We start from the raw sequence: 23,588 nt of genomic DNA, 5'->3' as shown, positions 1-23,588 counted from the left end.
AATCTGTTTGGGGAACCACCACGCAAAGCAGAAGGAAAAATCACCCAAAGAGAAATGGATCTAGCAAGTTCTATCCAGAAGGTGACTGAAGAAGTGATACTGCGTTTGGCTAAAACTATCAAAAAAGAACTGGGTGCAGAGTATCTATGTTTAGCAGGTGGTGTCGCTCTCAATTGCGTAGCCAACGGACGAATTCTGCGAGAAAGTGACTTCAAAGATATTTGGATTCAACCCGCAGCCGGAGATGCAGGTGGTGCAGTCGGAGCAGCCTTGGCGATTTGGCATCAGTACCATGAAAAACCCCGCACTCCAACAGCAGGCGATCGCATGAAAGGTTCTTATCTCGGACCTAGCTTTAGCGAAGCCGAGATTCTCCAGTTTCTCAATTCTGTTAATATACCTTACCAGCGACTCGCTGATAGCGAACTTATGCCTCGCCTCGCAGAAATTTTAGAACAGGGAAATGTTGTTGGCTGGTTTTCTGGGCGAATGGAGTTTGGTCCGCGTGCTTTGGGGAGTCGTTCGATTATTGGCGATTCACGCAGTCCCAAAATGCAATCGGTCATGAACCTGAAAATTAAATATCGTGAGTCCTTCCGTCCGTTTGCTCCTTCAGTCTTGGCTGAGCGAGTCTCCGACTACTTCGATCTCGATCGTCCTAGTCCTTATATGCTACTGGTAGCACCAATCAAAGAGAATCTGCACATTCCCATGACACAAGAGCAACAGCAGCTATTTGGAATCGAGAAGCTGAATGTTCCTCGTTCCCAAATTCCTGCGGTCACTCATGTTGATTACTCAGCTCGTATTCAGACAGTTCACAAGGAAACCAATCCTCGTTACTATGAGTTAATTCGTCATTTTGAGGCACGAACTGGTTGTGCTGTCTTGGTCAATACTTCCTTTAATGTACGTGGCGAACCAATTGTTTGTACTCCCGAAGATGCTTATCGATGCTTTATGAGAACTGAAATGGACTATTTGGTTATGGAGAATTTCTTGTTGGTCAAATCTGAACAGCCACAGGGGAATAGTGATGAGTCGTGGCAACAAGAATTCGAGTTAGATTAACTCAGGAGTGAATATTTCCCACAAAAAAGTAGTAAGTAAAGATGGAACAGATCAAGGAACTTGACAAAAAAGGATTGCGTGAATTTGGACTGATTGGCGGTTCCATAGTGGCAGTTTTATTTGGCTTTTTACTACCAGTTATACGCCATCATTCCTTGTCAGTTATCCCTTGGGTTATTGCAGTAATTCTCTGGATTTGGGCAATAATCGCACCCGCAACTTTAAATTTTGTTTACCAAATCTGGATGAGGATTGGACTTGTTTTAGGTTGGATACAAACACGAATTATTTTAGGGGTTTTATTTTATATAATGATTACCCCAATGGGATTAATGAGGCGGCTGTTGAATCGAGATCCAATGATGCGAAGCTTCGCTCCGGAGTTGCCCACTTATCGGCAACTAAGTAAGTTAAGAACTAGAGAAAGTATGGAGAGACCATTCTAATGCTAAAAGACACTTTGGATTTTCTCAAAGACCTTGGCGGATTTATTAAAGAACAAAAAAATTACTGGTTGGTTCCCCTGATTGTCACCCTGGTATCCTTGGGGGCGCTGATTATCTTCGCTCAATCTTCTGCGATCGCGCCGTTCATTTACACTCTTTTTTAAAAATTGCCATATGAGTAACTTGAAGGGTTGGGTAAAGATAGCATTGATCGGAACTTTGATTTTCTGCGGGCTAATCTTTGGAGTGGTATTCATTGAAATTGGCTTACGTATCGCTGGGATCGAGCACGTAGCATTCCATACTATTGATGAACACAGAGGTTGGGTAGGGCGACCTGATGTTTCCGGGTGGTATCGAACCGAAGGTGAAGCTTACATCCAGATGAATAGTGATGGCTTTCGAGATCGAGAACACACCAAGGTCAAACCTGAAAATACCTTCAGGATAGCGCTGTTGGGAGATTCCTTTGTAGAGGCTTTGCAAGTGCCGTTGGATCAAGATCTTGCGGCAGTTATAGAACGAGAACTAAGTAGTTGTACAGCTTTGGCTGGACGAAAGGCGGAAGTGATTAATTTCGGGGTTACTGGTTATGGAACAGACCAAGAACTAATTACCCTACGGGAGAAAGTTTGGGACTATTCACCTGATATAGTAGTGCTGGATTTTTATACTGGCAACGACATTGTTGACAACTCCCGTACTCTGAGTCAGAAATTCTATCCTAATGAACTAGCTTCACTAAAACCGTTTTTTATATTTAAAGACGGTGAGCTGGTTGTTGATGCTTCGTTTGTCAATACAGATAATTATCGCTCAAAGCTGACATGGTGGGGCAAAGCTTATATCAAAATAAAAGACCACTCGCGGATTTTACAGGTTTTGAACATCATACAAGATGCTCTTAACAATTCTAATAGGAGGTTGTCTGCTCAAGCAATAGAGGAGCCGTTATTTAGCAATGGAAAACACGATCAAAAGTCGAGCTGGATTGATAATATCTACAAACCACCTACTGACCCTGAATGGCAACAGGCATGGCAAGTCACAGAGAAACTGATTAGCTTAATGCACGATGAGGTGATTGCCAAAAAAGCAGATTTTGTAGTTGTTACTTTTGGCGGTCCATTTCAACGCGATCCTTTAGTGAGTCAAAAAGAAATACAAGAATTGGGTGTGACTGATTGGTTTTATTCTGAGAAGCGAATTACGGCTTTGGGTGAGAGTGAGGGGTTCAGTGTACTTAATCTCAGCCCGACAATGCTTGCTAATACCGAGCAGAACAATGCTTGCCTATACGGCTTTGACGATACTCTTGGCTGTGTAGGGCATTGGAATGCTTCAGGGCATCAGTTGGCAGGAAAAATGATTGCGTCTAGGCTTTGTCAACAGCAGATGAGGACAAACATCTTGCCTCATGATACGACGCTTCAAGCCAAAGCCCACTTATTGCCTGATCAGTGAGTCAAGAACGTAACTGCTCAGTGCAGTAAAGATGCTCTATTGACAAGCTCAGAGGTAAAATTGAACATTTGGGTGTATATTAAGAGCATTTGTACTGGCGTATTATGCTAAAGCGATAGGCATAAAATCTGACTCCTCAAAATTTTTCAAATACCCTCTAAGCATACTTAGATTATTTGGAAAATTATTAAAGTTCATCAATGCAAACAATGTAAATAGATAAAGTATGAAAAAACCAAATTTATTTGTTGTTGGTGCTCCTAAATGTGGAACCACATCCATGCACAACTACTTGGGTCAACATCCGGAAATTTTCATGTCTTCCCCAAAAGAACTTCATTATTTCTCTCGCGATATTGATTGTTTTACGGGGAAAATCAAAGAACTTTATAATTATTTACAGCTTTTTGACTCAGCAGGTAATGCTAAATATATAGGAGAATCATCCCCTGAATATCTATATTCTGAAGTAGCATCTCAACAGATAAAAGAATTGTGTTCTGATGCAAAAATAATAATTATGCTTCGCAATCCTCTTTAAGTCGAAAAGCTTACATAATTCGGATTGAGGATCTTAATGTCAGTGGAATGATTGCTAACCACAAGTTAGCGAATGCTATAAGTAACAACTGTTTTTACGAAATCCGTCGTCAGTTTATTTATAAGCAAGCTCACTTTGGAACAAAGGTAGAAATTGTCGATAGATGGTATCCAAGTTCTAGAATTTGTGCGAAGTGTAATTCTATCCAAGATATGAAGTTATCAGACCGAATATTTAATTGTAAGGTTTGTAAGCATTCTCAAGATCGCGATGAAAATGCTTCTGTGAATCTTGAAAATGCCCCCAAAAATAAAGTACAGTTGGCTTGACCGGAACTCAAAGCCTGTGGACAAGAAGTAGCTGTCTACCTTGGATGAAGCAGGAAGCAGACCCTCTAGGATTAATTTCTAGTTGAATGGTGAGACTTGAATAAGTTTAGCCAAGTTTTGTATAGCAGTATAGCCTATACTCTGCCGTGGTTAACTGAGTGTTGTCCTGGATCAAGGCCGCGGACTGACTGAGGAACAAAAAAGGCTGGAATCCTTACCTGGTAATGGTTTTAACTGCTAGTTTGCGGCTGGTGTCAGCGAAGCTATTTCTACGCCTAAATATAGACTTGACTCAGTCATAGTATTGTAGTATTTTAATAAATGATCGTATCAAAGGCAAAAAATTTACAATAGAAGCTTTAATTAATCTATTGTTAGATTGATTTTGCTCATCAGTCTGTTTAAATTTTCAGTGACATTCTAATCTAATCCAAAGTCAACAACCCACCGTTAAATCGGAGTACCGACTATAACGGGGGCTTGTAAGATAGCCCTAGTTGACCAGACTCAGGCAGGAATGCCTACGTTAGTGGCAAGTGTTTAAGTTCTGCCCCGTTGGATGCGTAGCTAGTCTTTCGCTCTAAAACTCAAAGGTTAAACAGTCATTTGGGAGATAGTGCTTTTGAGATAGTACCGACCACTAACTTTGTCGAAGCTAACCTTACCGGAGAAATCCGAGTTGGTTTTACAGGTTTCCAATCAAAAAACCTGCACTTTTGTTTCAATTTGGAATCAATCTTATGTTGCATAAACTCTGCCCCTCCTTTCCTCTCATCGCTAACCTGAGTACAGGTTTAGCGAGAGTCTCCAGGAGGGTGGAAAGATGAAAACAAACAAGCATATAGCTATGTGGGCTTGTCCTAGAAGTCGTTCGACTGTCATTACTCGTGCTTTTGAGAATTTGGATGGGTGTATTGTTTATGATGAGCCTCTAGAGGCTCCGAATGTCTTGATGACAACTTACACGATGAGTAACAGTCGTACGTTAGCAGAACAAGACCTAAAGCAATTAATACTGCAAAATAATGTAGAAACAGACCTCAAGAAAGTTATAGAAAAATTGACTGGAAATTTACCGGACGGAAAATTATTCTCATTTCAAAAAATGATCACAGGTGACTATAGATCTGAATTTGGAATAGATTGGGCAAAAAAGCTAACTAACTTCTTTTTAATAAGGCATCCCCAAGATATTATTTTTTCTTTCGATATAGCGGAGAGAAGGACAGGTATCACAGAACCATTCACCCAACAAAATCTTGGGATGAAAACACTTTATGAAGTTTTCCAACAAATTGAAGTTATTACAGGGCAAACACCTTTAGTTATTCACTCAGATGATCTAATTAAAAACCCTCCTTCTGCTTTGAAATGGCTGTGTAAAAACTTAGGGCTTGCATTTGATGAAAAGATGCTGACATGGAAAGCAAATCTAGAAGACTCCAATTTAAAGTATACAAAATTATATGCTAATTCTGCGTCTGGCAGTTCAGAACCTTGGTTTGAAACTTTAAGATCGACCCAAACATTTCTCCCCTATGAAAAGAAGGAGAAAAAATTACCAGATCGGTTAATACCTCTACTAGATGAATCTATTCCTTACTATGAAAAACTCTTACAGCATTGTCATATTTTTGAATGGTCAGAACACCGAGTTTGATCGTAACCGTTCAGAGGGGGGATAGAAGCGCGATTAGGGAGATCCCAAAAAATAAAATATCTAGCCGTCTAACCTCTTTAATATATTTTTCATCGATTCTTCTTACTGTTCCCTATTCCCTCCCTTCACCAGTTCGTTTGTGGGTAGGTGCAAGATCTGAGCCTCCCACTAGCGCCGATCTCGCGTAGCGAGGCACTGCGCGATCGCCACTAGCATATGGGAAACTAGCACTTTTTGGGGAACAGCCAAAACCTTTATTGAGTAAGAATTTGAAAAAGTGCAAGTTAAGAGGCAATGACTAAAAATTTTTTTCTACTCTTTTCAGGATAGAATTCCAGTTTCTAGAGCCGTTGTAACCGTACATATCTTGATAGTACGTATCGATGAGGTACTCGTTTTCGTGGAGCATTAACCAGCTTTTTAACTCCGCTAATTTCTGCTCTCCTTTTTCTATTAATTCTTGCTCATCCAAATCATCCCTGTCCAACTCCTCCCTGTCCAACTCCCACATAGTTTTGTTGGTATCTTCGACAATCAAGTAGTCTCCACTTTTTAGACCGTTTTCGTGAAAATATTCAACTACTCCCACCACATTAGCATGGGCATCTTCTACAATCAACCAGGGATGAGCAAGCCCAGAAAGCAGTTCTGGCGACATTATTGCACCCATATTGTTACAATCCCCCTCTAAAAAATGAACGCGAGAGTCAGTTTTTGCTTTCTCGTCGAGTAGGGAAAGATCGATATCGATACAGTAGACACAACCCTCTATTTGGAACAGTTCTAAGTGATCGGCTAGCCAAATCGCGCTGCCACCGCTTAATGCTCCTATTTCGATTATTGTTTTCGGGCGAAGCTCATACAGGAGCATTGAATAAAGAGCTATTTCGGTGCAACCTTTCAGGAAAGGTATCCCTTTCCAAGTGAACAAATCGCGGTTTGCCAAGAGCGCTCTCCAAGCTGGCACTGGAATAGCACATTTATCTTCTCTTTCAGAAATTTTGGCAAACCGATTAGGTTTGAAAGGTGCAACTTTATAGGCGGCTTCTTGAACAAATTTTTGGAAGCTCATCTAATTTTCCTCTTTTCCTCTTAGGTGTTAGAACATTTGTAAAATCTTGGCAATTTTTTGCTTTTTTAGTATAGCAACCGCCAAGGTGGTTTGAGCATAAACTGGATGTAGTCCCTGTGTTTTACGGTTGAGACTTAGGTAAAGCCGCTTTATTTGTACTCTCCCATTATTCAAATAGCCGTAGTTTATGATCGGTATCCAATTCGCTATTGTTTTTTCTGCCATATCCCCAACCTAAGATGCGACGATATTCACCCATAATGCCACTGTCAATTAAATCATCCTCGTTGACTGCAACATTGGTATGAGATTGCGGCGCAACATAGAGCGCATCCACAGGACAATATGCTTCACAGATGAAACAAGTTTGACAGTCTTCCTGTCGGGCGATCGCAGGCGGTTGGTTGGGAACTGCATCAAAGACATTGGTAGGGCATACTTGGACGCAAACATTACAATTAATACAGAGTTTATGGCTGACAAGCTCGATCATGATACTGCTCCTGCTACAACTTTAATACTGAGGCTGTCGTTTGAGTGGTTAATACTGGTGGTGTAGCGCTCGCATCCTTCACCCAATCCCGTCTCACCCAAAGCCTTTCTAAGCCGCCTGTGGCTTGGTAATAAAGCTGATTTGGATCGGTTTCGGGATAGTCCATGCGAATATGTTCGCTGCGCGTTTCTGTGCGATGTAAAGCGCTAAAATATGCCCATCGTGCTACAGCCACAAGAGCAGCCGCTCGACGAGAAAATTCCATATCGCGCACTGTATCTTGTTTCGGGTTCCCTTGTACTTGCTGCCACAGCATTTCTAATTTGGCGAGGGAATCCAAAAGTCTCTGCTCGCAGCGCAAGTAATTCTTCTCTAATGGGAACATCTCGGCTTGTACACCGCGCACAACTGCCTCGCTACCGAATGTTTCGGAACCAGGGTACTGGGAACGTAATCCGGCTTGACCTGCTGGACGCACAACCCGTTCATGGACATGAGCGCCCAGACTCTTGGCAAAGGCGGCTGCACCTTCCCCTGCCCATTGTCCTGTAGAGATTGCCCAAGCAGCATTAGGACCATCACCCCCAGAAGCTAAACCGGCTAAAAACTCCCGCGATGCTGCATCACCGGCGGCATACAGTCCAGGAACTTTTGTACCGCAACTCTCATTCACAATCCGAATTCCACCTGTACCACGGACTGTACCTTCTAAAACCAGTGTTACAGGTACTCGTTCTGTATAAGGGTCAATGCCGGCTTTTTTATAGGGTAGAAAGGCGATGAAGTGAGACTTTTCAACCAATGCTTGGATTTCAGGTGTGGCTCGATCCAAACGAGCATAAACGGGACCTTTCAGGAGGGCTTTGTGCAGGAACGATGGATCGCGACGACCATTGATATAGCCACCAAGATCATTACCTGCCTCGTCAGTGTAACTAGCCCAGTAAAAGGGAGCAGCTCTTGTTACTGAGGCATTGAAAGCGGTCGAGATTCTATAGTGACTAGAAGCTTCCATACTGGAGAGTTCGCCGCCAGCTTCCACCGCCATCAGCAGTCCATCGCCTGTATTGGTATTGCAACCTAAAGCTTTACTTAGGAATGCACAACCGCCATTCGCTAGAACTACTGCACCAGCGCGAACGGTATAGGTGCGATGATTTTGCCTCTGTACACCTCTGGCTCCAGCCACGGAGCCGTCGTCAGCTAATAACAGTTCCAGAGCCGGACTTTGGTCGAAAATTTGCACGCCCACACGCAACAGGTTTTTGCGAAGTACCCGCATATATTCCGGACCATAATAACTCTTGCGCACGGATTCCCCATTTTCTTTGGGGAAACGATAGCCCCAATCTTCCACTAAGGGCAAACTCAGCCAAGCTTTTTCAATTACACGTTCAATCCAACGTAAGTTAGCGAGGTTATTTCCTTTGCTGTAGCATTCGGATACATCTTTCTCCCAATTCTCTGGAGAAGGTGCCATGACGCTATTGCCACTGGCAGCAGCTGCACCGCTCGTACCTAGAAAACCTTTATCAACAATGATGACTTTGACACCTTGGGCTGCTGCCGCCCATGCTGCCCATGCGGCGGCAGGACCACCACCAATTACCAGCACGTCAGCAGTTAATTGTAGTTCAGTATCGCTATAGGCTGTAAGCAATTGCTTTTCCTCCTTGTTGGCAGTCAAGTTCTTTTTGACTGGTGGGTTTCCATCTAATAATTACTCGAAAATCTCTCCCAAATTTTTCAGAATTAGCTTCAATTAAAGTCCTAAACTCTCTCCATCCTTGTAGGCTAATTGCCCTAGCAAGATTTCGTTTTTTGACCATTCCCGATAGATTTAAATCTTCCCAAACAATGACTTGGTTTTCAATCATAATCTTGGTCGATAGTTTGGGCAATAAATCCTTGCGAGTGTCTGCAATCTGGTTGTGCAGTTTAGCAATCCGAACCCGGATTTTGTTTCTGCGCTTTGAGTCTTTTTGCTGACGCGCAAGCTTTAGCTGTAGTTGGCGAATTTCACGCTCCTGCTTTGAGTATTTGGGACTTTCAGCTTTTTCACCATTACTCATAACAGCCAAAGTTTTGATTCCTAAATCAATCCCGATACTTTGGTTCTTAGCACCGATTTGATTTGGCTCAACTTCTACAACGAAACTGAGAAAATACCGATTCGCACAATCTTTGATTGCTGTTACCGAAGTTGGTTCTGATGGTAACTCTCTGAAGCAAATCGGTGCTAAGTTACCAATTTTTGCTAGATATATTTTTCCTTTCTTAATTGAAAATGCAGCTTTTGTAAACGTTGCCGACTGCTCATTAGTCTTTCTATTAAATCGGGGTTGACCTACTTTTTTGCCTTTGCTCTTCCCTTTCAGATAGTCGAAATAGTTTTTGTAAGCTACTTCCAATTGTTTGAGAGACTGTTGCAATGGAACAGACGAAACATCGTTTAACCATCGTCTTTCTTCCGTCTTTTTAGACAACGTGAGAGACTTAGCCAAACTGTTGTGGCCTGGGTATTTACTGGCTCTGCTCAAAGCCAAAGCATCATTCCAAACTACCCGTACACAACCAAACAACTGAGCTAGGCTCTGTCGCTGTTGGTCGGTTGGGTAGAAATGGTATTGATATCTCGCTTTCATGGCTTGTGCTAGGATTGGTCTGTTATTCGATTCTATTAGAAACACCTCTAATTATCTTCTGTAGTTGATCGAATCAAAATTTCATTCACATTCACATGCTCGGGTTGTGTCACTGCATAGATTATAGCTCTGGCAATATCCTCACTTTGTAAAGGTGTTATTGTCTTAAGTTGTTCTTCACTAAGCTGTTTGGTGATGGGGTCAGAAATTAAGTCAATGAATGGTGTATCGACTAAACCTGGTTCAATGATGGTAACGCGAATGTTGTCTTTAGACACCTCTTGGCGTAATGCTTCTGAAAGAGCATTGACACCCCATTTGGTAGCACTATAAACTCCAGCACCGGCTTGCGCTATCCTTCCATCGACAGAAGATATATTGACTATATGCCCGGATTTTTGGGCTTTGAGAAGAGGTAAGACTGCGTGGATAGCATATAAAACTCCCAGAACATTCACATCGAATGCTCGCCTCCAGTCTGCGGGATTCCCAGTATCAATTGTGCCAAACACACCAATTCCTGCATTATTCACCAGAATATCCACATGTCCTAGCTCGACCTTGGTCTTTTGGACTAAGTGATTTACTTGAGCTTCGTCTGTAATATCTGTAACAATGGGTAATGCCTGACCACCACTGGCTTCGATCCGTTTTGCTAGTGCATCCAAACGCTCAGTACGTCTTGCGGCGATCGCAACTTTTGCCCCCTCCGCAGCTAAGGCAAATGCTGTAGCCTCTCCAATACCAGAGGAAGCTCCAGTAATAATCGCTACTTTTCCATCCAATTTACCTGTCATCAGTCACTCCTTCTTTTCGTTTTGCTCGTGCTATATGTAATAAGTGCGTTTTGTACTTGATTTTGTTTTTTGGTAATTTTTATATACAAAAGCTTAAAGTGCTTATTTTGCAAGCACTAAGGGTTTTCTTAGTGCCATTCAACTGAAATTAACAAACACCATAAGTAACGCCTAGTTCCTTTAGCCATCGACGATAGGCAACTGTGCCTCGATCTGATGGCACATGTATTTCCTGTGACAACCATTGCGTGTTTATCTGCTTTTGGGGTAACAGTGGTAAACGCGCTGGCTGTTGAGAATATAGGATCGGAATATCTTGTTCTATTGTTTCGTCAAATTCGGCTAGTAGCTTTGACTCCAATGTTTCCAATGTTTTAGAGTCCAACATTTCAGGGCAGTTCCACGTTATCAACATCCGCACTAAGCTGTTGTCTTCATCAATCGGTGTTACCAGCATCAAATCCGCCGCCCGAATTTCAGAGGATTCCGTAACGTAGTATTGACATAAAGGATGACTAATCCTTTGCCAAAGGGTCCATAAGTCATCTTCGGTACTGCTGTTGAACCTTGGCATCTGGAGTTGAAGGTTACCTATGGTAATGCCATCTTTGTCTACTTTCATCTCAAAGTCTTCAATTTGTGCGTGGTTGCGATCGCCTAACCCGCCCTCGTGGACAAAAGGAAAATGAGATACATCTATGAAATTATCCATCACACGAAATGCACTAGCTTGAATCAAGTAAGACTTAGTACAAGTCTTGTGATAATTCGGATCGTCCCATTCGGGAAACGAAGGTATATCATTAACTGGGTTCCCTAAGCAAACCCACACTAAGCCGTAGCGTTCCTGGCAATGATAGGTCTTGGCTTGTGCATTTGCTGGGGGTACCATGTCAGGGTGAGCCGGGATGTGTACGCATTTACCAGCTTCATTGTATCTCCATCCGTGATACGCACAAACCAAAGTATTATTCGCAATTTCTCCCATAGACAGAGCCACACCTCGGTGGGGACAGTGGTCTTGCCATACCTGTATGGGTGAATTCTGTTCATGACTGCGCCATAGTACCAACTTAACTCCCAACAAATGAGCTGTGGTGATACTTCCTGGTTTACAATCTTCTACCTTTGCGACTACATACCAGTTGTTGATTAAGATTAAGTCTGGGGTTGTCATGATTGTCTCCTAGTTTTACTACTTTTATCACTCTGGTGAAAGGATAATTGAAATGCCCGCAAGTTGTAGCTAGACAGACCTAGTTTACCTGAAAGGACAACCTAAAAATAGGGTTTCAAATTTCGTCTGGCGAAAGTGAAGAAAGAGCGTTAAATATTAAAAATAGGACTGGAGAGTTCCGCGTCGGCGAACATCTAATGTTGCACAGTGAAATGAGCCTAAAAAGGGATAGTAGCTTTCAAACGAGCAAACAATAGGCTTAAATCCCCAATCTTTGAGTGCTTTAATCATCGGCTCCTGGTTTTTTTCTACAATGATTCGCTCTTCATCTAACATCAGTACATTCAATCCTGCCCATTCACTGACTAATCTTAGCTGGTTCTGGGGGATATGGTTGGGGTAAGGTGCAACCAAAATGTCCCAGCTTTTGAGGATTTTTGGCAATTTATCAACATCTACAAATTCTGGATTAACTAGTATTTTGCCGGGAGCAAGAGGCATTAAGGTGGTATCGATGTGCAGTGCTTCCGGACAATGCGATTCAATCATGTGAATGCGGTATTCGTCTTCCAGGTGGCGTTGTAACCACTCTATGCCCAAACTATTAGTGACATGACTTTTTTGACCAAAAATATCCCGTCCGCAGCGCACAAAATCTGCTGCATCAAAAGTTGGTTCAAACTCTGTAACGACAAAGCGCGACGGCTCCCCTGTTTGAGGAAACTGGAAATTGAAGTCATACTGTGCGTCCAATAATTGTGGCTTCGGTGCCGCAGTCCACTTAGCTCCTGCCTGAAAATATTCCTTGAGCAGCTCTCGATACGCCCAAGTTTCAAAATAGCGGTTGCGATCTGCCATTGGTGCTTCAATAATCTCATTGCCAATCACCAAAAAAACATCACGAGGATTGGCGGCACAAAAACCACTTCTTACTTGCCAAGCTGGTGTGGAGAAGGAGGCAGAGAAATCTACAGGATTAACTCGACGAACTTTGACTCCTTCTGCTTCAAGAATGTGGATAAATTTATTTAGTTCTTTGTGTGCTACTGCAATCATCTCTGGTGGATAGGGAATTCCTCCCGTCTCAGAGAGTACCTTTTGGGCAGATTCCAATTCTTCAAGAGGGAATGTCCATTTGTTGATTGGTTCTAGGGCAGGTAACATTGCACCTTCAACACTGCCAACAATGACTTCCTCAAGCGTGTCCCACTCATTATAAGAATTGACAGGACAGGGCTGCTTGGCGATTGGTAACTTGTTCTCTAATTCTTGGTTATTTTGATTGGTCATAAGTTGTTTTCCTAATCGATAAGCTGCGTATTACTATTGAGTCATTCCAGCTAATTCTTCTGAACATCAATATTTTTACCAACTTTCAACTTATAAATGCTTGAGAATCATCTATAAGTTGATTGCTGTTAGACATATTCTCTTCCCCATCATCAGGATTGGCAATCTTATTGTCAATCTCTTGATAAAAACGAACCATTAAAATGACTCCAGATAGGAGTGGACTCAAAACCATACCTACCCAGATCCCGATACCTCCCCAATCTAAAATGATTCCCATGAAATAGCTTCCTGTCAAGCCAAGACCCCAGCTAGCAAAGTTCATTAATACTGGCACTAACGTATCTTGCAACCCTATCAAAGCCCCAACAGTAATTACTTGAATACTGTAAAAAAGTTGGAATAATCCCGCCCAAAGAAGAAAAGAAGTTGCTGTCTTAACTGCTGCGGTATTCTCGGGATTGTTTGTATCTAAATAAATTCCCGCAATCTGATATGGAAACAACCAAAAAATGAGTGCCACAGCACTCGCAAAAATGCCCCCAATCGTAATCCCAATCAATGCTGCCCTTTTTGCACCCACAGGGTTTTTTTCTCCCATAGTCTGACCTACTCTTGTGACAGCAACATTGCCGAGTCCGAGTGGCAGCACCATCGCCATCTCTACTGTTTGGAACGCAATCTCATGGGCTGCTAATGTGACTGTGCCTAAATACCCTGCTAGCCAAGCGGTGACAATCAATAGTGCTGATTCTGCTCCCCATTGAAACCCCATCGGCCATCCAGTTTGAAAAATTTGCACAAACGTCTGTTTATCAAACTGATGCAAGTAGCGAAAAAGTTGATAATCTCTAACTTTTGGGGAGAAAATCAGCAAGATAAATCCCGCTATAAAAGTAAGCCAAAAAACCAGAGTACTTGCCCAGCCTATTCCAGCTAAACCAAGTTGAGGCAGACCAAATTTACCGAACATTAACACATAATCGGCAGGGGCATTCAAGAGCAGCCCAGCCAGCATAGTGACAGTGATCAATCGGGGGACGTTGACAGCAGAGGCAATGCCTCTTAAGATCATAAGACCCAGTGCAGCAGGAAAGCGCCAAAGAATTGACTGTAAATAGATTTTTGTCAGTAACACATTGCTTTCTTGTTGACCTAATAGCAGCAAGATAGTATCGCCATACCAAAGCAGAAGCATTGCAGGTAAAGACAAGGCAACTACTAGCCATATCTGCCCAGAAGCAATACGACTAACTTGATCTATGTTGTTTGCCCCAAAAGCCTCGGCTGCTATAGCTGCTCCTGCTGAGAGAATACCAGAGCAGGTAAATAATAAAGTCGAAAAAGCGATCGCACCCAAAGCACCACCAGCCAAAACTTGTGTACCAAGTAAACCCATCATGACTACATTCACTGTATTAATACCCGTTTCGCACATTTGCGAAACGACTAAGGGAATTGCCAATTGTAGGCTTGCTCGTGCTTCTGATATGAGATCTGACTTATATCCTGTTGATGTTATTTCCATAAATTCTCCAATCTCGGTTTAGATCCTTCTCCACTTGAAGTAGTTTGCAACCCAGATTGCACACTTCATCATGTAATACGCAGCCAGTAAGGCGTAAGTCAGAAAATTTGACATCATAAAAGTTTTTTGTTTGGCTAAGTTACTTACGAAGCAAAGCTTTCCTTTTTTGTAGCAAATCCCAAACGGCTTCAAGAGCTTTAATTGCTTAGTCTATCTCCTCTTCAGTATTGGCAGCTGTAATCGAAAACCTCAAAGCAGTTTTATTTAAGGGTACTATGGGAAAAATAGCTGGAGTAATTAGAATACCATATTCCCAAAGAAGTTGACAGACATCAACTATCTGTTGAGAGAAATATGTCTTCCACTTCCTGGAGGAGCAGGAATGTTTTATACACCAACTATATGGCAGACCGCAGCCGCCAATACTTCAACTACCAATTACTGGATACTAACTCTGATTTTTACAAAAAACAACACCCAACCGCTGTTGGTGGATGCTTTGAAAGGGAGAATCTAGCGATCGCAGACTCTCCACATGAGATCGAGAACACAGTTTGAAGTTAAATACCTAAAATTAGGATTTTATTTTCATTTCTAGACGTTCAGCAACGGGCATTAATTGACGTATCAGATCTAAGTTTCCTAAGTTTTGTTTCATCCAATCTAATAAGAATTTTTCTCCTTCATCGAGCTTCCCATCATCATCAATAAAAACCATCTTTTCGCACCAATCTATAAATCCGGGATTAGTCATCTCATAGAGTAAAATGGTAGGAGCAAAGTGGGCGAATCCAAGAGATTCAATGACTTCCATGCAAAGCAGCTTAAATACTTGTTCGTTTGTTAATTCAGTAGACATGAAGAATTTCCTCTTAATCAATTCTATTTTCGATCGTATCACAGAATAATACCCCTTGGGCTTGAACACACATTATTCAGTGTCTGTCAATGCGTAAGTCCTAACTTATTACTTGAGAGAGTTGCAGGGGCGTACCTCAGATCGACCTTGGGAGCGATAGAAGAAAGGAAGGCTTCAGTGACAGGTCTTTGACTAATGGTAGTTTCCACTTCAACTAAAACAGCATCACAAATGTCGAATAGTGATTGAGGATATCTATTCATATTCATGTAGGTGAGAGCAGATTCCATCGGAGACATGGATGAATTAAAAGCAGCGTTTTCAGCGTACCGACCTGTAAATATATTCCCATGAGAATCTTTTAACGCTACCCCGGCAAAATTTTTCGTATAGGGAGCATAACTTTGATTGGCAGCGGATAGAGCAGCAAGCACAACATCATCTGTAGAAGAAGTCTCCAGATCATGAAATGCTGTTTCCATTAATCCACTCGTCAGTCCAAGATTCGCTGGCCCAAATGCCTGGGGTAGAAAATATGGGAGTCTATTTGAAGTATAAGTTTGCTCTATTTGTGTCTTATTGGACTTCAAGAGAATAACAAAATCCTGATTTACAGTTGCCATCTCGTATAAAAACTGTCGGCAATATCCACATGGCGCTTCATTGATTGCTAAGGCTTGCAAACCTGTCTCTCCGTGCAACCACGCATTGATGGTGGCGGACTGTTCTGCATGAACTGAGAAGCTAAGTGCCTGCCCTACAAATTCCATATCGGCACCAAAATAAAGAGTTCCAGAATCCACCTGATTCTTAGATTTTGGTTTACCAAGAGCGATCGCCCCTACATAAAACTGCGATATTGGTACCCTAGCATAGGTTGTGGCCACAGGTAGTAACTGAATCATTAACATACCAATATCAATACTAAGTCGATCGAGCCAAGAGGTGACAACACTTGAGTCAATTACAGCATGTTGGGCAAGAATTGTCCTTAACTCTGATTGAATGGAAAGTGGAACCTTGGCAATCGCCTGTTCTAATGTTACATGGGTCATTTGGGTTATTTCTGCTTGGACAAGAATCAAAGATATATCAATTTTTTTTAGGAATCCACTATGGCAATCATAGTACCATAAATGTTAAGCACCTTGATTCACCAATGCCAAATATTCCAATATTTGGCATTGGTGAATGGTTTCCCTCTACTTACAAAGCAAAGCTTTCCTTTTTTGCAGCAAATCCCAAACGGCTTCGAGAGCTTTAATTGCTTGGTCTATCTCCTCTTCGGTATTGGCAGCTGTAATCGAAAACCTCAAAGCAGTTTTATTTAAGGGTACTATGGGAAAAATAGCTGGAGTAATTAGAATACCATATTCCCAAAGAAGTTGACAGACATCAACTATATGTTGAGCATCTCCCACTAACACGCTAACGATGGGAACGTAGCCAGAATTATCCACTTCAAATCCAATGGCTCTTGCTTGGGTAACCAGTTTGCGAGTTAAGTGATAAATTTGTTTTCTTAACTGATCTCCTTCCTGAAGATTTACCTGTAGTCCAGCTAAGGCACTTGCCAAACTCGCAACGGGAGAAGGGCCAGAATATATGGCAGTCCAAGCGTTGCGGAAATTAGTTTGGATCTGGCGATCGCCACAAGTTAAGAATGCTGCGTAGGAAGAATAGGCTTTGGACAAACCGGCGACATAGATGATATTATCCTCTGCAAACCGCAGGTCAAAGTAATTGACCATCCCGTTTCCTTTATACCCGTAAGGCATATCGCTGCTGGGGTTTTCGCCTAAAATGCCAAAACCATGTGCATCATCCATGTAAATTAAAGCATTGTACTCCTTTGCCAGACGCACGTAAGCTGGCAGATCGGGAAAATCTGCCGACATGGAATACACGCCATCAATGACAATAATCTTTACTTGCTCAAGCGGATATTTTACTAGTTTTTCGGCTAAATCGTTCAAATCGTTATGTCGATATTGAATGAACTGCGCTCCTTTGTGCTGAGCCAGACAGCACGCTTCATAAATACAACGATGTGCAGCTATGTCACCAAAAATGACGCCATTATTCCCAGTCAATAGCGGGAGAACTCCCATCTGAAGTAGCGTTACAGATGGAAATACCAAAACATCAGGTACGCCTAAAAGTTTGGCTAATTCTTCCTCTAACTCTTCATAGATTGCTGGGGAAGCAACAAGCCGAGTCCAGCTTGGATGTACGCCCCATTTTTCCAAAGCTGGTGGAATCGCTTCCTTAACTTTTGGATGCAAGTCAAGACCTAAATAGTTGCAAGAAGCAAAGTCTATCACCCAATATCCGTCAATTAGTAACTTGCGACCTTGTTGTTCTGTGACGACTCTTGTGACTTGAGGAATTTTTTGTTGGTTAACTATGTTTTCTAGAGTGTTGATTTCGTTGGCTGAGTCAACAGGTGAGGCTAGCTCAGATTGTTTCTCTTGTACTACTTGGTTTTGGAAATAAGTGATGATGGCAGTTGGAGTGTTCTTTTGTAAAAAGAACGTTCCAGAGAGATTCACCCCTAAACGTTCCTCTAGCAGCGTTTGCAGTTCTAATAAATCTAAAGAATCTAATCCCATATCCAGCATTTTTTGTTCTGGAGCGTAAGCTGCTTGCCGTTGCGAACCCAGCACCTTTAAAACACATTCTTTAACCAGAGCGGCTACAGTTTCGTTTTCCTTAGTTGCAGATGTTGCTGGCAAAGTTGGTACTGATGAACTAATTGCTGAGTTGGTATAGAGCGGTTGGCGATCGCGAAGCGGGTGCAAAGCACTATCGCGCAGGTTATATTCAATCAAAATACCCATGCCGAAATTCTCTGCATCTTCCGGACGGTAATTAGCAATAATTCCCCTAATTTCGGCTCCCCCCGACACATGGAACCCCACAATCGGATCTAGAAGCTGCCGTTGCTCGTTGTGTAGCTTCAAATACTCCGTCATCGGCATTTGGGAATAATTGACATAATTTCGACAGCGAGTTACACCCACCACGCTCTCAATGCCGCCTTTCAGGGTACAGTAGTAGAGCATAAAGTCCCGCAATTCATTTCCCAGCCCCCGCGCCTGAAACTCAGGCAGAATATTTAGTGCGAGCAGTTGAATAACTGACCCTTGGGGAGTATGTAATGACGGCACTTGCTCATATTTTACATTCTCTAATACCTCAGTGCTGGTGATTGTTTGGGAATAAACCGCACCAATAATTTGATCTTCTATAATGAGCACTAAATTCCCCTGTGGGTTTAGCTCAAGTCTTCGCCGAATTTCATTAGCAGATGCCTGTAAATGTTCTGACCAACACTTGACCTCTAAGTTAACTAAGACAGGCAAATCTGACAAATAGGCATGACGAATTTTGTAAGGTTTTTTCTCAAAGTAATTAAGCGTAATGCGAGTCAAAGGAAACGTTTTTGGGTATCTTTTAGAAAGCTCTAATTTTGGAAATAGACCTACTTCTGCCGCAGACATGAGAAAAACGTCGGCTTCCACAAGATACTGCTTAGAAAATCCCTGAAACGCATCGAAATGCAAGTTTTCGGTTTTGTCTAAAAACTGATAAACTACCCTTGGTTCCAAACAATGGACTTCCAAAATTATTAAACCGTGCTTAGTGACCACTTGAGACCATCGTTCTAAGTGTTCTACCAAACTTTGCACCATAACATGAGGAGGAATAAGCTCTCCTTGACCATCGACACAGACCGCTTGGTAATGTAGGTGAGTACGCTCTTCCACTTCGTTCCTTTTCTGGGGAGGAATAAAAGGACGATCGTGGTCGAGGAACGAACGGATGTGCAGGATATTTTCGGGATCGTGAATGCCATGAGCCTTTAAAGAAAGCACCATTTGTTCTGGGTTCCCAATATCTCCCTGCAAAACTAAATGGGGAAGGCCAGCAAGGGTGCGTGTGGTAGCTGTTAAAGAAGCTTCGTTATAATCTACACCTATAAGACGCAGGGGATACTGTTCGATCGCTTTTCCCCTAGCAGACTTGAATCGAATGGTTTCCCAGACTCGCTTCAGGAGAGTTCCATCGCCACATCCCATATCAGTAATGTATTTGGGTTGTTCTGCCAATGGCAACTGATTGAATACTGAGAGGATACTTTCTTCTAAATCGGCAAAATATTTCTGGTGTTGAAATCCACTCCCCATCACGTTGAGGGTACGATCAATGTGGCTTTCGTGACCGGAAGCATCTCTTTGGAATACTGAAAGACAATCGCCAAACAGTACATCATGAATGCGAGACAACATAGGGGTGTAGGAAGCCACTATGGCGGTATTCAAGGCTCGCTCCCCCATAAATCGACCGACTTCGGTTAGAGTCAGACGACCTGCTTTAAGATTAGCCCAGCCAAGGTGGACAAATAACTTGCCCAACTCTTCTTGCACTGTTCCGCTTAATGAAGAGAGCAAGGGTTTCTCTTCCGATGCGAGCAAGTTGTGTTTGTGGAGTGTCAGCAGGAGTGGGATCAGCAGGAGTCCATCTAAAAAATCTGCTATTAAGGGATTATCCAGATTCCACAGTTGGCAAGAACGATCAATCCATCTTCCAAGCAACTTTCCTTGTTTTCCTTGTAAATAAGACTCAATTGGTAGGTGGTACAACTGGAGAACGTCTTCCGGAATTTGGTTGTGAATCGCTGCTTCTGAGGTCAGAGAATATTTAAGGTGCTCATTTCGAGAAAGCCAATGTAAAGATTCGAGCATCCTCAAAGCAACTTTGAAATGTCCGCTGTTAGCTCCCAGATGCTTGACCATTTGCTCCAAGGAGAGAGGACTTTCATGGGCGAGTAGCTCGAAAAGACCTTTTTCTCGACAAGCGAGGATCACTGGAACCGCAACAAAGCCGTGGGTATAACGATTAATCTTTTGTAGCATTTAGATGGATGTTATTAGCGCATGAGGTGTCTATGATCACCAGACAATAAATTTTGATTGTCTCAGAGTTTTTATGAAAAAGCAACAGGACTTACGCAACTGTCACATGCGATCGCATACACACGATCTGAATAGTGGGACTTAAACAGATATAAAGGCAAAAACAGGGTATAATACTTAAACAGAGGCAGTTTCAGGTTAAAAAAGACTCAATGAAAGAAACTACACCCTCAGCGATGCCCCCATGCTTTGACAGATGGTGCAAACGCTTTGACGATCTGTTAAGTCATCAAGCCCAAAAACGGGAGTTTAGGAACTATATCGGCGGATTATTGGGAGAAAGTGAGCGAAAAAAACTCTCTCAAATGGCTGGAAACGCCGTGGGAGTGAAATATCACCGATTACACCATTTTCTGACAGAAGCACCTTGGTCGGATCGGGACATCAACACCCGTCGCCTAATGGTGATGAATCAGTGCAGTCAAACTCGGATTGCCCGAGGATTTAGTCTAATTATTGATGACTCAGGGCATAGAAAAAGTGGTAATTTTACAGCGGGAGTTGGTCGGCAGTATATCGGAGAAATCGGGAAAACCGACAATGGGATCGTGGTAGTAACCACACATCTGTATGATGGGACAAAAAGTTTACCCTTAGATCTAGAGTTATACCGGAATGCTCAGTCTTTACCCTCTGGGAAGCAAGACAAAGAATTTGTGAAAAAACCCCAGTTAGCTTTAAGTTTAATAGACCGGAGTTTAGCCAGAGGAGAGCGACCGGGAATCGTACTAATTGATGCGGGGTATGGGAATAACACGACCTTTCTCAAAGAACTGGAAAACAGACAACTAAAGTATCTAGGAGGAATAGCCAAGAACCGGAAAGTCAGAATCGAAAAACCGGACTTTTCTCTCTTCAGAAATCCGAGTGGACAAATGGGCAGAGTCGTTGTCGTCAGAAGAATTTACCCAAATAGAACTGAAGCTAGATAAACCGAAACAGGTGTGGGTAGCCACCCAACAAGTAGAACTCCCAGGGCAATCAGAAAAAAGAAAAATTGCCATCGTCATGAATGCAAAAAACTTTAATGATGCCAGTGATATCAACTACTTTATCACAAATGTGGACTCAGAACACGCCACAGAAGAATGGTTTGTCTACACCTATTCTCAAAGAAATTGGGTGGAAGTGTTCTATCGGGAAGCTAAGGGATGGTTAGGGTTGAAAGAATATCAAGTCAGAGATGCTAAAAGTCTGATGAAACATTTTATCCTGGTGTTTTGTGCGTACACTTTTATCCTTTGGCACAGCTTAACAGGAGGATTAAGAAGAAAGTGGGCGACAAAACCTTTAAAGACTTTTGCAGAAGCTTTGTCTGCCTTTCGGACAGCCATATCTTATCGATTTGTCTTGTGGCTCAATCAAAATTGGGACGTGTTTACTGCTTACAAAAAGAGTTTGGGCTTTGTTTGGGCTTGATTTTTGTTTAAGTCCCAATAGTATAGGTACGGTACAGGGATACAATAGATTCTTGCCGAGACAATCGCCTAAAATTACGGCATTTTTTAGCTATCTATTGCATATAGCTATCAATAACCCCCGCTCAAGGCGGACGATAAAATCCCTAGACAATCCCTAGACAATACCTAGTTAGTCCCTAGTCAATACCTACTCTTGACCGCCCTTGATTATTAATTTAAACTATACCGAAGCAGTCCAACTCAATTATTACATCAAGTAGTCAGGATTTTCTTTTCATCAAAAATGCCTTTATTTAAGAACAAAAATACTACAAGTCAAGAACAAGTCAAGAACAAGTCAAGAACAAGGATAACCCAATGATTTTATTAAACAACCAGCCAAAATTACTATAAATTGGGCGATTTACTGAGAATAGATACTAACAAAAAGCCGGAGTGACCGTTCAAGCAATCCTTAATTGTTCCTTGTTTATTCCTTGTTTATTCCTTGTTTTTCAAGTTTTTTCAGGTTTTTTTTCGGAGCCATTGAACTATTAGCCATGATAGCAATTCCCCACCCCATCGGTATATTGGTCTCTCATAAGCGAGGGACAACTGAGGGTAAACGACAAAAGCTATACAGAGTAATGGTCTTGACTTTTTATTTCTATGAGTGTAAATCTTTAATAAGCCGGAAAAAGCTGATTAAAGTTACAAAACGCAACAGTTAATCCCGCTCGAAAGCCCATTAATTTTACAAAACGCAACACTTAATCCCTCTCGAAAGCCTATTAATTTTACAAAACGCAACACTTAATCCCTCTCGAAAGCCTATTAATTTTACAAAACGCAACACTTAAGGCCTTGAAAAATTGCTCCCTCAAACGAAAAATCAGCCCCAATCAAACTTTTATCTAATCCTGGGATGGGTATATACTGTTGAGATATCCTATCAATAATCATCCCCAATATTAGGGAGCAAGCCAAGTCCACATCCGTACCGGATTTACTAACATCTGGACGATGTTAGTGGACAGGCTTGCTCTGCGAGGCAAGATGGTAAATATAGACTTTCTCAAATCGAAACAGTATTCAATATGGCTCGGAGCAAAATTCGCACTATCAGACACGAATTAAAGTTAACTCCAGAGGAAAAAGTTCGTTGGGGAGCTAAAGCTACCTCAGCAGGATTAAGCTTAAACGAGATCCGTCGCTGTGTGGAACGGAGGACCATCACACCAATCCAACCAGAAGTTAATCGTCACACTGCCATTGAATTGGGCAGAATTGGTGTGAATCTCAATCAGCTATTGAGGGCGATGAACACAGCAATAGCATCCGGACAGCACATCCCCAATGTAAGTGAAGCTATTTCTGTGGTCTCCGAAGTTTACAAGACTGTAAAAAAACTCCAGCTAGAGTTAAATGGCAACAAATCAGTCACCGACGATTGATACATTTTTTTGAGACAACTTCCATTAACTTACCGCGAGAATAAACCATTTAGCGCTACCGCGAGAATAAACCATTTGGCGCTACCGCGATAAGGTGGCGATGTTCTTCTTCATCAGTAGTGTATCCTTGAAGTCAATTACAGCAGCTTGGAGCCAATGTGAAGTACACCTGAAATCATCTGTCAAAAACGTCATAGTTTCTGGGTGTATCTCATTGAAGTGAAATCCACTGTAAGGAATGAAAATTACATCAAATATAGTGCGGCGCTCAAGAGTGTATTTACAAATACTGGAATGCTATCGAATTCTGGCTAACTGTACCATACTCTCACTTGTAACTAGGGTTTGCTGAAAAAGTCTTTTCGTGAGGGTGGGGTGTGGGG

Annotated in this window: 21 protein-coding genes; 10 read left to right on the top strand and 11 right to left on the bottom strand. The window is 42.2% G+C overall.

From position 1 onward, the window contains the following. The 7 genes from NJ959_RS07200 to NJ959_RS07175 form a co-directional block, all read left to right on the top strand. Positions 1-1,071, top strand: a 1,071-nt coding sequence (locus NJ959_RS07200; RefSeq protein ID WP_305069151.1) for a carbamoyltransferase family protein, incomplete at its 5' end; no start/stop codon positions are given. A gap of 41 nt (positions 1,072-1,112) precedes the next feature. After that, positions 1,113-1,517, top strand: coding sequence for an SxtJ family membrane protein (locus tag NJ959_RS07195; RefSeq protein ID WP_254011074.1), 405 nt, complete (start codon positions 1,113-1,115; stop codon positions 1,515-1,517). Continuing rightward, a complete protein-coding gene (locus NJ959_RS07190; protein ID WP_254011073.1) occupies positions 1,517-1,681 on the top strand; it encodes a DUF5989 family protein in 165 nt (54 codons plus the stop codon). Before NJ959_RS07195 ends, NJ959_RS07190 begins: the two co-directional genes overlap by 1 nt. A 10-nt stretch (positions 1,682-1,691) precedes the next feature. Further along, a complete protein-coding gene (locus NJ959_RS07185) occupies positions 1,692-2,981 on the top strand; it encodes an SGNH/GDSL hydrolase family protein (RefSeq protein ID WP_254011072.1) in 1,290 nt (429 codons plus the stop codon). 226 nt (positions 2,982-3,207) lie between these two features. Beyond that, a complete protein-coding gene (locus NJ959_RS07180; RefSeq protein WP_254011071.1) occupies positions 3,208-3,522 on the top strand; it encodes a sulfotransferase family protein in 315 nt (104 codons plus the stop codon). 47 nt (positions 3,523-3,569) lie between these two features. Next, entirely contained in the window at positions 3,570-3,851 is a 282-nt protein-coding gene (locus tag NJ959_RS30625; protein ID WP_373693622.1) for a zinc ribbon domain-containing protein, read from the top strand. 823 nt (positions 3,852-4,674) lie between these two features. Beyond that, the gene (locus NJ959_RS07175; protein ID WP_254011070.1) at positions 4,675-5,511 is read left to right on the top strand and encodes a sulfotransferase-like domain-containing protein; all 837 of its coding nucleotides are present in this window, start codon (positions 4,675-4,677) and stop codon (positions 5,509-5,511) included. A gap of 298 nt (positions 5,512-5,809) precedes the next feature. Here NJ959_RS07175 and NJ959_RS07170 read toward each other — a convergent pair whose 3' ends face one another. From NJ959_RS07170 to NJ959_RS07120, 11 genes are all read right to left on the bottom strand, one after another. Continuing rightward, on the bottom strand, positions 5,810-6,583 hold the full coding sequence (locus NJ959_RS07170; RefSeq protein ID WP_254011069.1) for a CmcI family methyltransferase: 774 nt from the start codon (positions 6,581-6,583) through the stop codon (positions 5,810-5,812). Positions 6,584-6,749: 166 nt separating this feature from the next. After that, positions 6,750-7,076 carry a 4Fe-4S dicluster domain-containing protein gene (locus NJ959_RS07165; RefSeq protein WP_254011068.1) on the bottom strand — a complete coding sequence of 109 codons (327 nt, stop codon included), beginning with the start codon at positions 7,074-7,076 and terminating at the stop codon, positions 6,750-6,752. 13 nt (positions 7,077-7,089) lie between these two features. Beyond that, positions 7,090-8,736: an FAD-dependent oxidoreductase gene (locus NJ959_RS07160; protein ID WP_254011067.1), complete on the bottom strand. Its 1,647-nt coding sequence runs from the start codon at positions 8,734-8,736 to the stop codon at positions 7,090-7,092. Then, positions 8,720-9,721, bottom strand: a complete 1,002-nt coding sequence (locus tag NJ959_RS07155; protein WP_254011075.1) for an RNA-guided endonuclease InsQ/TnpB family protein — start codon at positions 9,719-9,721, stop codon at positions 8,720-8,722. The genes NJ959_RS07160 and NJ959_RS07155 overlap by 17 nt, the downstream gene beginning before the upstream one ends. Positions 9,722-9,768: 47 nt before the next feature. Then, positions 9,769-10,518, bottom strand: a complete 750-nt coding sequence (locus NJ959_RS07150; protein WP_254011066.1) for an SDR family oxidoreductase — start codon at positions 10,516-10,518, stop codon at positions 9,769-9,771. Positions 10,519-10,666: 148 nt separating this feature from the next. After that, on the bottom strand, positions 10,667-11,695 hold the full coding sequence (locus tag NJ959_RS07145) for an aromatic ring-hydroxylating dioxygenase subunit alpha (protein ID WP_254011065.1): 1,029 nt from the start codon (positions 11,693-11,695) through the stop codon (positions 10,667-10,669). 156 nt (positions 11,696-11,851) lie between these two features. Then, positions 11,852-12,985, bottom strand: coding sequence for an amidinotransferase (locus NJ959_RS07140; RefSeq protein ID WP_254011064.1), 1,134 nt, complete (start codon positions 12,983-12,985; stop codon positions 11,852-11,854). A gap of 85 nt (positions 12,986-13,070) precedes the next feature. Next, positions 13,071-14,513 (bottom strand): MATE family efflux transporter, encoded by a 1,443-nt coding sequence (locus NJ959_RS07135; protein WP_254011063.1) that lies wholly within the window; start codon positions 14,511-14,513, stop codon positions 13,071-13,073. Positions 14,514-15,087: 574 nt separating this feature from the next. Then, positions 15,088-15,372 carry a hypothetical protein gene (locus NJ959_RS07130; RefSeq protein WP_254011062.1) on the bottom strand — a complete coding sequence of 95 codons (285 nt, stop codon included), beginning with the start codon at positions 15,370-15,372 and terminating at the stop codon, positions 15,088-15,090. A gap of 86 nt (positions 15,373-15,458) precedes the next feature. Beyond that, entirely contained in the window at positions 15,459-16,427 is a 969-nt protein-coding gene (gene cdd, locus NJ959_RS07125) for a cytidine deaminase (RefSeq protein ID WP_254011061.1), read from the bottom strand. A 147-nt stretch (positions 16,428-16,574) separates the two neighbouring features. Continuing rightward, a complete protein-coding gene (locus NJ959_RS07120) occupies positions 16,575-20,291 on the bottom strand; it encodes an aminotransferase class I/II-fold pyridoxal phosphate-dependent enzyme (RefSeq protein ID WP_254011060.1) in 3,717 nt (1,238 codons plus the stop codon). A 212-nt stretch (positions 20,292-20,503) separates the two neighbouring features. Here NJ959_RS07120 and NJ959_RS30955 point away from each other — a divergent pair, with 212 nt between their 5' ends. From NJ959_RS30955 to NJ959_RS07105, 3 genes are all read left to right on the top strand, one after another. Then, entirely contained in the window at positions 20,504-21,283 is a 780-nt protein-coding gene (locus tag NJ959_RS30955) for an IS701 family transposase (RefSeq protein ID WP_254011059.1), read from the top strand. Next, positions 21,240-21,770 carry a transposase gene (locus tag NJ959_RS30950; RefSeq protein WP_254011058.1) on the top strand — a complete coding sequence of 177 codons (531 nt, stop codon included), beginning with the start codon at positions 21,240-21,242 and terminating at the stop codon, positions 21,768-21,770. Before NJ959_RS30955 ends, NJ959_RS30950 begins: the two co-directional genes overlap by 44 nt. A gap of 1,078 nt (positions 21,771-22,848) precedes the next feature. Next, a complete protein-coding gene (locus NJ959_RS07105) occupies positions 22,849-23,205 on the top strand; it encodes a plasmid mobilization protein (RefSeq protein WP_254011057.1) in 357 nt (118 codons plus the stop codon). The last annotated feature ends 383 nt before the right edge of the window (positions 23,206-23,588 follow it).

It is taken from the genome of Limnofasciculus baicalensis BBK-W-15, assembly GCF_024178385.1.
In the GTDB taxonomy this organism is placed as follows: domain Bacteria; phylum Cyanobacteriota; class Cyanobacteriia; order Cyanobacteriales; family Coleofasciculaceae; genus Limnofasciculus; species Limnofasciculus baicalensis.
This window is presented reverse-complemented; position numbering and strand designations above follow the sequence as displayed.